We start from the raw sequence: 12,672 nt of genomic DNA, 5'->3' as shown, positions 1-12,672 counted from the left end.
CAGATTCATGACAGTCAAAGCCCTCATCGCCTCTTTCACCCAGCAGGAAGACCTCAACTTCCTGTTGACCAACCGCATCCCCCGCGCGGCCCTGACCCGCTTCATGGGCTGGTTCTCCAAGATCGAGAACCCACTGGTGCGTGAAGGCTCCATCGCGCTGTGGAAGCTGTTCTCCGACCTCGATCTGTCGGAGGCGCGCAAGACCCGTTTCAGGAGTCTGCACGACTGCTTCACCCGGGAGCTCAAACCCGGCTTGCGGCCCTTTGATCCGGACCCCTCCATTGTCGCCAGTCCGTCCGACGGCATCGTCGGCGCCCATGGCCGGATCGCCAACACCGAGCTGTTCCAGGTCAAGGGCGCGCCGTACTCGCTGCTCGATTTGCTCGGAGACTCCGTGCTGGTCGACCAGCACCGCAACGGCTCCTTCATCACGCTGCGGCTGACCTCGAGCATGTATCACCGCTTCCACGCGCCCTTTGACGCGCATATCGAACGCGTCACGCTGATCCATGGCGATGTCTGGAACGTCAACCCGATCGCGCTGAAGCGGGTCGAGCGTCTGTTTTGCAAGAACGAGCGCGCGGTGATCCGCACGCGTTTGCCGACGGGCGAAGCCGTGACGCTGGTACCGGTCGCCGCGATCCTGGTCGCAAGCATCCGTCTGCACTTCCTCGACATGGTGCTGAATGCGCAGACCAGGGGGCCGGTCAATTTCCCCTGCGACGTCAACGTGAGCAAAGGCGAGGAGCTCGGCTGGTTCGAGCATGGCTCGACCATCATCATCCTCGCGCCCGGCGATTTCACCTTCTGCGACGGCATCGCCGAAGGCACGCGTATTCGCGCAGGTCAAGCGCTGCTGAGAAAAAACTAGCCTTCAATCTGCCGCGTCGGCTGCCTATATCGTTCGTGGGGACGTTTCTGCGACGACGGATTGGGTGATGGCACGGGCGCCGGTCATGGCGGCGGGTGGTATTGTGCTGCGGCGAGGTGCGCCGCCGCTGATTGCCGTCGTGCGCCAGCGCAAGCGCAACGAATGGGTCTTGCCCAAGGGCAAGCTCGACGACGGCGAAACGCCGAGAGAAGCCGCGCATCGCGAAGTGCTGGAAGAGACCGGTCACGACGTCACCATCCACGAATTTTTGGGCACACTCGTCTACCAGTCGGGCGGACGTTCAAAGGTCGTGCATTTTTGGCGCATGGAGGCCGGGGACGGTCCGGTCCGCAAGCTGATGAACGACATCAAGGCCGTCGACTGGCTGACGCTGGAAGACGCGCTCGGGCGCCTGTCGCGCGAGGACGAGCGCGTGTTCCTGACCCAGGTTGGCCCGATCGCGCTCGCGGCCGCTGGGCTTGCGCCGGGGGATGCCGACGTCAGATCGCCGCTCGCGACCGAGGATGTCGATGCAGCCTTGCAGACGCTGACGCCAGCCGAAGCGGCTTCGGTCGGCGAGTTGCGGCACGGTCTGTTGCAGAAGGTGAAGGCCTGGCTGCGCGGTGAGGCGTGAGTTTTCTTCACCTCGCCCCGCGTTGACGGTGCACCCTCTCCCACAAGGGGCGAGGGGTGTCTCTCCACGCGCGAAGCTGTCGCAATGGATTCGCGGTGAGAACCCCTCATCCGGCGCTTCGCGCCACCTTCTCCCACAAGGGGAGAAGGAAGAAAGTCATCGCCGCTCCTTCTCCTTCGGAACTGGCGCTGGCCTTCGCGGCGCTACGGGACGTTGCGCGGCGGGGAGGCGCTGCTGGAATCCGCCCGGGCGCTGCATGCCCGGAGGTTGAGCGGCGGGCGGCTGCCCCGGCTGCATGCCGGTGCGCGGAAGTTGCGGCTGCACGTGGGGCTGCTGCTGCGTTCCGGCCGGCTGCTGCGGCGCGACTCCGCCGGGCTGCGTCGGAATCTGTCCACCGCGCTGCGGCTGGTTTTGTGGCCTGCCGTCAGGCTGCGTGCCTTGACCGGCGCGCGGTAGGCCTGCCGGACGTCCCGCGCCTTGCTTCTGGCCTTGTTGCTGCTGACCCTGACCCACGCGCGGCGTACCGGGCTGCACGGCGCCGCCTTGGCCCGGCGCTTGGCCCTGCCGCTGCGGCGGCTGGCTGCCTTGACGGCCTGGCGTGCCTGGCTGTTGCTGCCCCGGACGGTTGTTCTGACCGGGCTGACCGTTCGGCCGCTGGGGCTGTTGTGGCTGTTGTCCTGGCGCCGTGTTTGGCCGCAATTGTTGCTGTTGCGGCGGCTGGAACGGCCGCGGAATGCGCGGGCTCGCGGTCGGATTGGCGCGGCGGAAGTCGCGCTGCTCGGTGACGATCTGCCGGCCCGTAGTCTGCGCCAGATGCACCTGGCTGACGAAGCCGCGGTCGCGCGCGATCTGCTGTGGTGCGATCGTGATCGGCACCGCGGCAAAGCGCATGACGCCGGCCGCGGCTGCGCCCGGCCGGATCGCAAAACCGCTCGCGCCTTGCGTCAGCGCGCCGAGCCGCGTCCCGCTCGTGCGGTCGTCGACGTCGATGTGTCCGACCCGGCCGTCGGCGTCGGGATAGAGCTTGATGTTGACGTTGTTGGTCTTGTTCGCGGCCGCGCCTTCCGGCACGTCGACGACGCCCGTGGTGCCGCGGATGCCCAGCGTCGCCGTCGGCGTCGTGATCTTCATGTTGCCGGTCTTTGCCACCGCCGCCGCGACGAAGGCGACCGTGCCCTTGCCGATGTCAAAGATGCCTGCGTTCTGCTTGCCGCCGTCCTCATAGACGTAAGTGTCGATGGTGATTTTTGCGCTGGCCGAGAGGTTGAACGTGGTCGCGTCGTTGAAGGTGATGCCGAGCGATGAGTTCGACGAAGTCTGCACGACGTCGTTGAGAAAGATGTCGTCGCGCACGCGCAGCGGATAGGAATTTTTGTCGCGGATCACGGTCGCGATGCCCGTCACCGTCGCGACGTTGCCGATCGGCTCGACGGCGGCGGGCTGCGCGTCGGTCGGGGGAGCGGGTGAAGCCGATGGCGTCGGCGAGGGGGCGGGCGACGGTTGCGCTTCTGGCTGCGCCTGCGCAAGCTCGATCGCATCGGATGCGAACGCAACGCTCGCCCCGGCCGGCGGCAACGCCAGCAGCGCAAGCGCGAACATGAAGCGGCGCCAGGCCACGATAAATGTCACGAAGAGTCCCGGTGAGAAACGCGAGGCGAGATCGACCGATATCAGCCGCGTACAGCTGAACGGCGGATGAATGTCTATCGCACGGGGGCGGCGAACGTTCAAATGGTACGCGACGTTAGCTTGTGGCCAAGCCTCTCCACCGTCATGGCCGGGCTTGTCCCGGCCATCCACGCCTTTAAGCGCGGGACTAAGAGCGTGGATGCCCGGGACAAGCCCGGGCATGACGAAGAATGTGCATGTGTTGGAGACGACACCTGCGGCGTCAGCTCACGCGCTTCCAGGTCTGGCCGCCGCAGAACATGCCGCCGAAGGCGCAGCCCTGCACACGCATTGCATTCGGGCCCTTCATCGCGATCGTCGAGTCGTAATTGCGGCCGGAGTCGGGATCGTGGATGCGCCCGCTCCACTTCGCGCCGTCGGGCTTCATGTTGATCAGGATGCGCTCATTGGTCTTCGCGGCGTAGCCGCAGAGATTGACGCCGCACTGTTCGACGCGGACATTGCCCTTGTTCTCTTCGGTGGCCCAGACGCCGATCGGCGTGTTGGCAACCGCAACAGGCGCGGCGGCGACCGGAGCCGGAGCGGGGGCCGGAGCAACCGCGACGGGCGCGGGCGCAGCAGCGGGCGCGGTCTGTGTCGTGGCGTCGTAGCCGGTGGACGGAGCAGCGGCAATCGTCGTGCTCGGTGCCGCGATAGCGGGCGCTGCAGGGGCGGTCGCCTGCACCGGCGCCTGCTGCGCGGGCTGCTGCAGCACCGGAGCCGGCGCCGGCTGCGCGGTCGTGGCCGGAGCCGGCGTGGTATCGACGTCGTCGTCCTTGGAGCTGGAGCCAAGGCCCTTGAGGTTGATGTTGTTCAGCTTGATCGGCTTGTCCGACAGGCCCGGCGCCACGATGGTCACGCAATTGAGCGAGGCGCAGTTGCGCGGCGTCTCGATGCGGATGTTCTGGCCTTCGATCTGGAACGAGATCGCATTGCCGGCATGCGCGGCGGCGGTGGACGCGAGGAAGAGAGCGGTGGCGGCGATGGTGAGCTTGTTCATGACAACCTCCAAAGAATGTGTGGGTCCCGATGGGACTGAAGTCGCGGGTGGATGAAAGCGTGGTTCGACCCTACGCCGGGCTGGTCGGGCGTTCTGTGATAGACGTCACAACGGCTCTCCTCTGCTGGGTGAGGCAGCGCACATTCAGCCGCGATTCCATCTGTGTAACGTCGTCGCCACACAGAGGGAGGCGCCGATGATGCGGCTTGTGACTTCGCTTGGCACCTTGATCGCGCTGATGGCGATTGCGCCCGCAGCCGAGGCCGGATCCTACGCGTTCTCGATCGGCGGTCATCGATTCCAGGTCGAGTCGCCCAGGAATTGCCGATCGGCTTCCTGTGTCGCGGTTTCCTCCCATCGCAGCTTTCGGCCGGACGTCGATACGACACCGGCGCCGACGCCGGTGCTACCGCCGCCGCAGCCGCTCTATCCCGTGGCTCCGGTCAGGCCGGCGCCAGCCATTGCGGTCGCGCCTCCACCGGCGCCGGCGGCTCCTGTCCTTGCCTCGACGACGTCGCAGCCAGTTGTCCTGCCGCCGGCGCCAAGCTCCAATCCGCCACGGGTCGAGCTACCGCGGACGGATCCGCCGAAGACCGTCGCGCTCGATCCGCCGCGCATGGAGGCGCCGGTCGTTGCGCCGAGGCCGGTGCTCGAGCAGGCGGTGACGAGCCCTGAGCGCAGCGACGACGAACTCGCCTATTTGCCGCTCGGCGAATGGGAGAGCGCAGGCGCCAAGGGCACGGTTCGCATCGAACGCTGCGGACCGGCACTGTGCGGCTTCGCGCTGACGGAAGCATCGACCAGGGGCGAGAGCGTGCTCGTCAACATGAAACCGAAAACGCACGAGGTCTGGACCGGCAACATCTACAGTCGCTCCAGCGGCAGCACCTATTATGCGACGATGACGCTGAAGAACTCCGGCAAGCTCCACGTCGAAGCCTGCGCACTGGGCCATTTCTGGTGTTCCGGCAACGACTGGACGCGAGCCGAAGAGCGGCCGGAGAAGCTGATCACGACGTCGCGGCAGTGGAGCGCGCGGTCGTAAGGGACGCGTTCGATACCTCCGGCTGAAGCCGCTAGATCATGCCGAGCACGATGGCGCCGACAAAGGCCATGGCGAGGTACGCGGTGATAACGCTCAGTCTCCCGGCGAACGTCATGAGGTCGCTCCCGCTGCTCGCGCCGCCTTGCGCGAGGACGTCATGGTTAACAGAGTGTCTCTTTTCGGAAAAGTCAGCCTTGCTGTCGCTCGTCGGGGCAGGGGCCGCTGCTCGCGCGAGCTGACATGGTTAAAGAACACTGAAATCAACACGTTGAAGAGTCTTTAAGTAAATTCACCGAACGTGCGTGCATGACGCGCGGAGTTCGTTTGTATCTTGTCGGCTCCATCGTCCTTGTTTCGTTAGCGGGTTGCGGACGCGGCGTCTTCCAGGCCGAACGTGAACCGTGGCGGGGCGAGGCCGAAGCCGCATGCCTGAAATCAGGCGCGGTGAAAGAAGGGCCGGATCTCGTCCGCATCGACCCGATCTCTGGGCCGGGCATGTGCGGCGCCGAGTTTCCGCTCAAGGTCGCCGCCCTCGGCGAAGGCTCGAGCAGCTACGGCTTTGCCGATGAGGATTTGCGACCGCCCGGGAGCATCGGCAACCAGCCGCGCTGGCCGGTGACGCAGCCGCGATCGAATTACCCGCAGAGCCAGAACTATCCGCAACGCTCAAACTATCCCGAGAGCGCGGTGCGTCAGCCCTCCGGCTATGGCGCTTCGCCAGGCCCGATGCCGTTGAACGCGCCGGGCGTGGCTCAGCAGGAGGACGAGATCGACCTGCCGCCCGAGGGCACCGATGCCGCGGGCGCGTCGCGCTACATGAGTGCGCCGAGCTATCCGGCACGGCCAGCGCCCTACTCGCAGGGGCCCGCGCAGCAACCGCCCCCGCGTCTAGGTCCCGCACGGGGCGATCCCGTCACCGCCGTCGGCCCTGTTGCGATCAAGCCGGTTGCGACGCTGGCCTGTCCGATCGTGTCCGAGCTCGACCGCTGGCTTGCTGACACCGTGCAGCCCTCGGCTATGCGCTGGTTCGGCACCCGCGTCGCGGAGATCAAGCAGATCTCCGCCTATTCCTGCCGCGGCATGAACGGCAATTCGCATGCCCATATTTCCGAGCACGCCTTCGGCAATGCGCTCGACATCGCCGCCTTCGTGCTCGCCGACGGCCGCCGCGTCACCGTGAAGGATGGCTGGCGCGGCATGCCGGAAGAGCAGGGGTTCCTGCGCGACGTGCAGTCGGGCGCCTGCGTGCATTTCACCACGGTGCTGGCGCCGGGCTCGAACGTCTATCATTACGATCACATCCACGTCGATCTGATGCGCCGCGCCAGCCGCCGCCTGATCTGCCAGCCCGCCGCCGTCTCCGGCGAAGAGGTCGCCGCGCGGGCGGGCGGGCGCAATCCCTATGCGAATGCACGCGATCCCTCCGTGACCGGCTCGCTCGGTACGCGCAAGAGCATGGCGCGAAAGCACGAAGAGGACGAGTACGCCGACGACTGAGGATTGCGCGTGATCCGTAGCCTGGATGGAGCGAAGCGCAATCCGGGGAAGGTGTTCCCGCATTCCGCTTCGCTCCATGCGGGCTACGACCCCACGCCGGCCGGCCTCGCGCTGACCCCAGCCTGTTCAGCCGGCGTCGCGTCTTCGGCAGAGCGCGTCTCGAGCGCAAAAATTTGCGCATGCGCAAATCTCGCCTAAGCCATTGAAGTCAGGAAGACAATTCTGCCGCCGCGGGGTTTTCCAGCAGTTGGCACGGTCGCTGCAATGAGGAAGCCGCCACGAAGCGGCGCTGCCGGCGCCGTGAGCCAGCGGATCCCGTCGTGCAGATGCCTGTCACCCCTCCTTATTCGGATCTCGAACAGCGCGTGCTGTCGCGCATCACGGAGGAGCGCTGGCTTGAGCTCGCGTCCGAGCTGATCCGCACCGGCCAGCCCCGTTCCGGCAATCCGCTGGATCCCGATTTGCCGCCTGCCGAGGAAGAGGCGATCTCGATGCTGGTCGCGGGCAAGCTCGAAGCGCTCGGTATGGAGGTCACCAAGCACAGCGCGCAGCCGCACCGGCCGAACGTGCTGGGCGTGCTCAAGGGACGGGACGGCGCGCCTTCGCTCATTCTCAACGACCATCTCGACACCTATCCGGCCGTCGAGCCCGAGAAATGGCACATGACGGATTTCGATCCGTTCAAGGCGACGCGCCACGGCGATCTGCTCTATGCGCGCGGCACGTCCGACACGCGCGGCAACCTCGCTGCATCGTTGCTCGCAGTGCAGGCCTTGACCGAAGCGGGTGTGAAGTTCGATGGCACCCTGATGTGCTGCTACACCGTCGATGAAGAGCGGAACGGCACCGAAGGCTCCATCTACATGCTGAACAAGGTCGGCCTGACCGCCGACTACGAGATCACCGCCGAGCCGACCGCCTGGGGCGACGTCAACACGGACTGGGGCATGAACCTGTCGGTGGCCAATTCCGGCCACTGCCTGATCGAGCTCACCGTTCACGGGATCAAGTCGCACATCTGGCGACCGGACATCAGCGTGAACGCGATCATGGAAGCGGCAAAGCTGCTGCCTAAGTTGAAGGACATGGCGTTCACGCATGTCCCCAGCAAGTTCATGGGACATACGCCGCCCTGCTGCGCCGTGGTGCGCATTCGGTCCGGCCTGCCTGGCGAGATGCAGTTCTCGCCGGATGCCTGCACCATCACGCTCGCCGTGGTCGGCATCGTCCCCGGCATGACGTTGTCGAGCGTGATTGCGGACATCGAGCGTCTCGGACGGGACACTTTTGCCGGCGTGAACGACGTCAAGGTGGAGGTGCGCCAGGTGCCCGGCTCGCTGTTCGTCAACGCGACCGAACCGGTGCCGGTCGAGGAGGAGCCCTGCCGCTCCCTGCGCGCGGTTTACCGGCGTCTGATGGGCCGCGAGCCCGGGGTCAACCGCAAGAACGCCTTCAACGACACGATCCGCTTCCGCGAAGCCGGCATCAATGCGGTGACGTTCGGTCCCGGAGAAGACGGCTGGGCCGTCGACAACGAGAACATCTCGATCACCAAGTCGGTGATGGCGACGCGGATCTACGCGCTGACCATCATGCAGATCCTGGGAGTGCGGACATGAGCGTCGAGGCGACCCACATGACGATTCCAATCTCGCCGGATCGCACGCGACGCGGCAGCTTGCGGCTGCGGCTTCCGAAGGTCTCGCGATCGGTGCTGCTCTCGACGTTGACCGTCGCCGTGCTGCTGGCCGGCTGGGCCATTGTCACGGAGAGAGGCTGGGCCAACGAGCTGTTCCTGCCGAAGCCGCAGGCGGTTTGGGCCGCGTTCGTCAAGACGATGACGAAGGGATATCAGGGCGCGACCCTGCTTCAGCATCTCGGCGCAAGCCTCTATCGCATCCTCACCGCCTTCACGCTGGCCTGCTTGATCGGCATTCCGCTCGGTGTCCTCATGGGCGTGTCGCGCAACGCACGCGCGCTGCTCAATCCGTTGATCGAGTTCTACCGGCCATTGCCGCCGCTCGGACTTTATACGCTGCTGGTGATGTGGCTCGGCATCGGTGAGAGCTCGAAGCTGTCGCTGCTGTTTCTTGCCGGTCTTCCGGGCATCGTCATCTCGACGATCCAGGCCGTCACCAGCGTGGACCCGGTCTACGTGCGCGCCGCCCAGTCGCTCGGCGCGACCCGGCGACACCTGCTGTTTCACGTCTATTTGCCGGCGGCGGGACCGCTGATTCTGGCCGGCATGCGCATCTCGCTCGGATTCACCTACACCGTTCTCGTCGCCGCCGAAATCGTCGCGGCATCCGCCGGCATCGGCTGGATGATCTGGGACGCCGCAAAATTCCTGCTGTCCGACGTCGTGATCATGGGGCTGATCGTGCTCGGTCTCACCGGCGTCGTGCTCGACCTCATGATGCGCGGCATCGCGAAACTGTTGATGCCGTGGGCCTGAATCCAATTCTGATCGTAGGGGAGACCTCCATGAAGAGACTGATTGCGACGCTCGCGGTTACCACGTTGGCGCTCACGGGTGCAGTCCGCGCCGAGGACAAGCCGGCGAAGGTGACCGTCGGCTATCTGAACCTCGTCAACGCGCAGCTGGTCACCAAGCATCTTGGCCTGCTCGCCAAGGAGATGCCCGGCGTCGACATCAAATACGTCAAGATCGGCGGCGGTGGCGACATGCTGCGCGCGATCGCTGGCAACGACGTCGATTTCGGCGGCCTCGGCAATCCGCCGACGGCAATCGGCGCGACGCGCGCCCTGCCGATCAAGGGCATCCTGGTGATCAACATGCTCGACTACGTCGAGTCGATGGTGGTTCGCGCCGACAAGAACATCACCTCGCTCAAGGACCTCAAGGGCAAGACGGTGGCGGCGCCGTTCGGCTCCACGACGCACTACCTCCTGCTCCAGGCGCTCAAGGACGAGGGTGTCGATCCCGCCTCGATGAAGATCCTGGACCTGGCGCCGTCGGACATCGCGGCGGCCTGGCTTCGCGGCGACATCGACGCGGCCTGGTTCTGGGAGCCGAATCTCGGCAAGGCCGTGAAGAACGGCGGCAAGATTCTAGTCACCTCGGGCGAGATGGCCAAGCGCGGCTACCCGACCTGGGACATCGGCGTCGTCATGAACGCGTTCGCGGAGAAGTATCCGTCCTACGTCGACAAGTTCATCAAGGCCGAATGCGAAGGCATCGATTTCTGGCTGAAGAACCCGGAGAAGACCGCCGAAATCATCGCGGAAGAGCTTTCGCTGCCCATCGAGGACGCGCAGCGAATGATGAAGGGCACCGGCATGATTCCCTGCAGCACGCAGCTCACGGAGGAGTATCTCGGCACATCCGCGAAAAAGGGCAAGTTCGTCGACACGCTGATCTCGACCGCCGATTTCCTGGTGAAGCAGGAGCGCCTGCCGAAACTGCTGCCGCGCGCGGACTTCGAAGTCTTCATCCAGCCCGGTTATCTGGAGAAGGTGATCGGCCGCTAGGATCAGTGCCGGCGGGCCTGTCTCGCCGGCACATTGCCAATTCCCGCAAGCACGTGACCGACATGAATCTCGCACCTCGCCACCTCCGCACCGCCTATCGCAGCGGCGAGCTCAAGCCGTCCGATGTCGCCGCGCATGTGTTGTCGCGCCTAGACGACGCCGACCAGAGCGGCGTCTGGATCTCGACGGCAAATCCCGAAGGCGTCATGGCAAAGGCCCGTGCGCTCGATGCCCGCATTGGCGAGATCGGCGAGCTGCCGCTCTACGGTCTCGTGTTCTCGGTCAAGGATTGTATCGACGTCGCCGGCGAGCAGACCACCTCGGCCTGCCCGGAATTCGCCTACACCGCGAAAGACACCAGCCCGGTCGTCGCCGACGCCATCGCCGCCGGCGCGATCTATCTCGGCAAAACCAATATGGATCAGTTCGCGACCGGCCTCGTCGGCGTGCGCTCGCCCTATGGCATCGCCCGCAACCCGCACAACCCTGACTACATCCCGGGCGGCTCCAGCTCGGGTGCAGCGGTGTCGGTCGCGACGGGCACCTCGTCCTTTGCGTTCGGCACCGATACTGGCGGATCGGGCAGGGTGCCGGCGTCCTATTGTGGCGTGACCGGCTTCAAGCCGGCGCCCGGCGCCTTCAGTCAGCGCGGCATGGTCTACGCGTGCCGTAGTTTTGATACCATCTCGCTCTATACGCGCGATCCGCGCGATGGCCACGACATCTATCGCGTGTTGGCGCGGCGCGATGCCGGGGATTGCTTTTCACCGGAAGGTTTCGCCGGATGGACGGAGCAGGCTCCTCCAGCGCGGCCGCTCAACATCGCAACGCCGCGTCCGGATCAGCTCAGGTTCTTCGGCAATGCGGAGACGGAGGCGCTGTTCGGCGATGGGCTGCGCAAGCTGCGGCAACTCGATCTGTCGGTGGCGTCGGTCGATTTCTCGCCGTTCATTTCGGTCAACGATCTGATGTTTTTCGGACCCTTCCTCGCCGAACGGGACGTCTCGGTCGGCGCATTCCTCGACGCCAACCCGGACGCGGGCGTGAAGATCGTGCGCGACCTCGTCATCGGAAGCCGGAAGTTCACGGCGGCCGACACCTATCGTGCGCTCTACAAGGTCAAGGAGGTCCAGCGGTCGCTGCGCGATTTCTGGCAAGTTCACGACGCCCTGGTCGTGCCGACCGTCGGCACCGTGCTGAGCATCGACGACGTCGCGCGCGATCCGCTGACGGCCAACTTCAACAACGGCTATTACACCAACTACGCAAACCCGCTGGGCCTGGCCGCCATCGCCGTTCCGAACGCCGTCACCGCAGCCGGCGTGCCCTATGGCGTCACGTTCCTGGCGCCGGCTGGCCGGGAGCGTCTGCTTACCGATCTGGCCTGCGCTTTCGTGGAGGCTTCAGTCGGGCCCGACCATCTGCGCCGCGTTGCAATCTGAGCGGAGACCTCCTAGCCTTCGAGCCGTCACTCGAAGGGAGACCGATCGTGGAGCGCAGCGATGCGCATGAGGTGGCCGATCCCGCTGAGCCGCGCGCCGAACTGTCACGGCCCGGGACCGGACGTTATGTGCTGAAGGCGTTGGACAAGCCCGATCTGGAGCTGGTGATGCGAACCGGCCGGCTCGCGACCTACCAGAACCGCGAATATCTGCTGCGGGAGGGCGAGCCCGCAAACGGCGTCCACATCATCCTGAACGGAATCGTCGAAAGCACCCATGCCGGCACGCAGGGGCGCGAATTGATGCTGTCGACCTGGGAGGCAGGCGACTTCGTCGGGGCGCCCTATATCCTCGGCGATCACCGCCACAGTTGGTCGGCCCGCGCGCTTGGGCGCGTCGAGGCACTGCATCTCGACCAGGACGCGGTCCGCCGGTTGATCGCGCAGTCGCCGTCGTTCGCAGTCGCGCTGATCGAGTGTCTCGGCTTCAAGGGCGAGACCTATTCGATGCTGGCGCAGACGCTGGCGGGACAGAAGGCGGCGGAACGGTTGGTGCTGCTGCTGGTCAAGCTGTGCGAGAACGCAGCCCAGGACGAGAGCGGCCCGATCTCGCTCGGCCGCATCACGCAGGCCAATCTCGCGCGCATGATCGGTGCGACGCGCCAGTCGATCAGCCTGATCCTCAGCCGCCTCCAGGACGACGGCATCATCTGGACTGGCCCGACCAAGATGGTCGTCAACGATCTCGCTGCGCTCAGGAAGCAGGTGGCGGACTAGGTGTGGTCTTATAAGGTCAGCCCACCGTTGCAAACGGAAGTCTTCCGCGTTGAGCATGATGGACGGCTTGTGACCCTGGCTGTGTGAAAACGCCGTGCCTGCTATGATTCCCGCACTGAATCGGCGGGGGCTGGCATGGCTCGTTTCGTTCAAGGAGCTGATCGCGGGCAATCTACTTTGTTGCCGGAATGCCTGGACGACTGGGTTGCAGATGACAATCCGGTTCGCGTGATCGACGCCTTCGTTG

The 12,672-nt window shown here is 65.4% G+C and carries 11 protein-coding genes; 9 read left to right on the top strand and 2 right to left on the bottom strand.

Annotation, left to right across the window (positions count from 1 at the left end; genetic code table 11):
- The first annotated feature begins 7 nt into the window (after positions 1-7).
- Together asd and IVB41_RS10855 are read left to right on the top strand one after the other, a co-directional pair.
- Positions 8-871 carry an archaetidylserine decarboxylase gene (asd, locus tag IVB41_RS10860; protein WP_247430848.1) on the top strand — a complete coding sequence of 288 codons (864 nt, stop codon included), beginning with the start codon at positions 8-10 and terminating at the stop codon, positions 869-871.
- Between the two features lie 67 nt (positions 872-938).
- A complete protein-coding gene (locus IVB41_RS10855) occupies positions 939-1,505 on the top strand; it encodes an NUDIX hydrolase (RefSeq protein ID WP_247430845.1) in 567 nt (188 codons plus the stop codon).
- Between the two features lie 156 nt (positions 1,506-1,661).
- Here the strand turns inward: IVB41_RS10855 and IVB41_RS10850 are convergent, their stop codons facing one another.
- Positions 1,662-3,125, bottom strand: coding sequence for a FecR domain-containing protein (locus tag IVB41_RS10850; protein ID WP_247432820.1), 1,464 nt, complete (start codon positions 3,123-3,125; stop codon positions 1,662-1,664).
- A 271-nt stretch (positions 3,126-3,396) separates the two neighbouring features.
- On the bottom strand, positions 3,397-4,173 hold the full coding sequence (locus IVB41_RS10845; RefSeq protein WP_247358610.1) for a DUF2147 domain-containing protein: 777 nt from the start codon (positions 4,171-4,173) through the stop codon (positions 3,397-3,399).
- Positions 4,174-4,369: 196 nt separating this feature from the next.
- Between IVB41_RS10845 and IVB41_RS10840 the strand changes: the two genes are divergently transcribed.
- From IVB41_RS10840 to IVB41_RS10810, 7 genes are all read left to right on the top strand, one after another.
- The gene (locus IVB41_RS10840; RefSeq protein ID WP_247430841.1) at positions 4,370-5,218 is read left to right on the top strand and encodes a DUF2147 domain-containing protein; all 849 of its coding nucleotides are present in this window, start codon (positions 4,370-4,372) and stop codon (positions 5,216-5,218) included.
- Positions 5,219-5,524: 306 nt separating this feature from the next.
- Complete coding sequence (locus IVB41_RS10835) at positions 5,525-6,715, top strand: extensin family protein (RefSeq protein WP_247430838.1); 1,191 nt, start codon at positions 5,525-5,527, stop codon at positions 6,713-6,715.
- Between the two features lie 320 nt (positions 6,716-7,035).
- Entirely contained in the window at positions 7,036-8,334 is a 1,299-nt protein-coding gene (locus IVB41_RS10830) for a M20 family metallopeptidase (protein WP_247430834.1), read from the top strand.
- Complete coding sequence (locus tag IVB41_RS10825) at positions 8,331-9,170, top strand: ABC transporter permease (RefSeq protein WP_027570676.1); 840 nt, start codon at positions 8,331-8,333, stop codon at positions 9,168-9,170. Before IVB41_RS10830 ends, IVB41_RS10825 begins: the two co-directional genes overlap by 4 nt.
- Before the next feature lie 29 nt (positions 9,171-9,199).
- Complete coding sequence (locus IVB41_RS10820; RefSeq protein ID WP_247430831.1) at positions 9,200-10,207, top strand: ABC transporter substrate-binding protein; 1,008 nt, start codon at positions 9,200-9,202, stop codon at positions 10,205-10,207.
- 62 nt (positions 10,208-10,269) lie between these two features.
- The gene (locus IVB41_RS10815; RefSeq protein WP_247430828.1) at positions 10,270-11,649 is read left to right on the top strand and encodes an amidase family protein; all 1,380 of its coding nucleotides are present in this window, start codon (positions 10,270-10,272) and stop codon (positions 11,647-11,649) included.
- Positions 11,650-11,696: 47 nt separating this feature from the next.
- Positions 11,697-12,425: a Crp/Fnr family transcriptional regulator gene (locus IVB41_RS10810; protein ID WP_027570679.1), complete on the top strand. Its 729-nt coding sequence runs from the start codon at positions 11,697-11,699 to the stop codon at positions 12,423-12,425.
- The last annotated feature ends 247 nt before the right edge of the window (positions 12,426-12,672 follow it).

Origin of the sequence: Bradyrhizobium sp. 44 (genome assembly GCF_023073095.1) — a bacterium.
Classification (GTDB): domain Bacteria; phylum Pseudomonadota; class Alphaproteobacteria; order Rhizobiales; family Xanthobacteraceae; genus Bradyrhizobium.
The sequence above is the reverse complement of the archived record's forward strand: the minus strand, read 5'-3'. Positions and strand labels throughout refer to the sequence as shown.

What these genes read in the sequence shown, in the direction of transcription:
- asd (WP_247430848.1), top strand. Translation starts at nt 8, where the DNA reads ATGACAGTCAAAGCCCTCATCGCCTCTTTCACCCAGCAGGAAGACCTC.
- IVB41_RS10855 (WP_247430845.1), top strand. Translation starts at nt 939, where the DNA reads ATGGCACGGGCGCCGGTCATGGCGGCGGGTGGTATTGTGCTGCGGCGA.
- IVB41_RS10845 (WP_247358610.1), bottom strand. Translation starts at nt 4,173, where the DNA reads ATGAACAAGCTCACCATCGCCGCCACCGCTCTCTTCCTCGCGTCCACC.
- IVB41_RS10840 (WP_247430841.1), top strand. Translation starts at nt 4,370, where the DNA reads ATGATGCGGCTTGTGACTTCGCTTGGCACCTTGATCGCGCTGATGGCG.
- IVB41_RS10835 (WP_247430838.1), top strand. Translation starts at nt 5,525, where the DNA reads ATGACGCGCGGAGTTCGTTTGTATCTTGTCGGCTCCATCGTCCTTGTT.
- IVB41_RS10825 (WP_027570676.1), top strand. Translation starts at nt 8,331, where the DNA reads ATGAGCGTCGAGGCGACCCACATGACGATTCCAATCTCGCCGGATCGC.
- IVB41_RS10820 (WP_247430831.1), top strand. Translation starts at nt 9,200, where the DNA reads ATGAAGAGACTGATTGCGACGCTCGCGGTTACCACGTTGGCGCTCACG.
- IVB41_RS10815 (WP_247430828.1), top strand. Translation starts at nt 10,270, where the DNA reads ATGAATCTCGCACCTCGCCACCTCCGCACCGCCTATCGCAGCGGCGAG.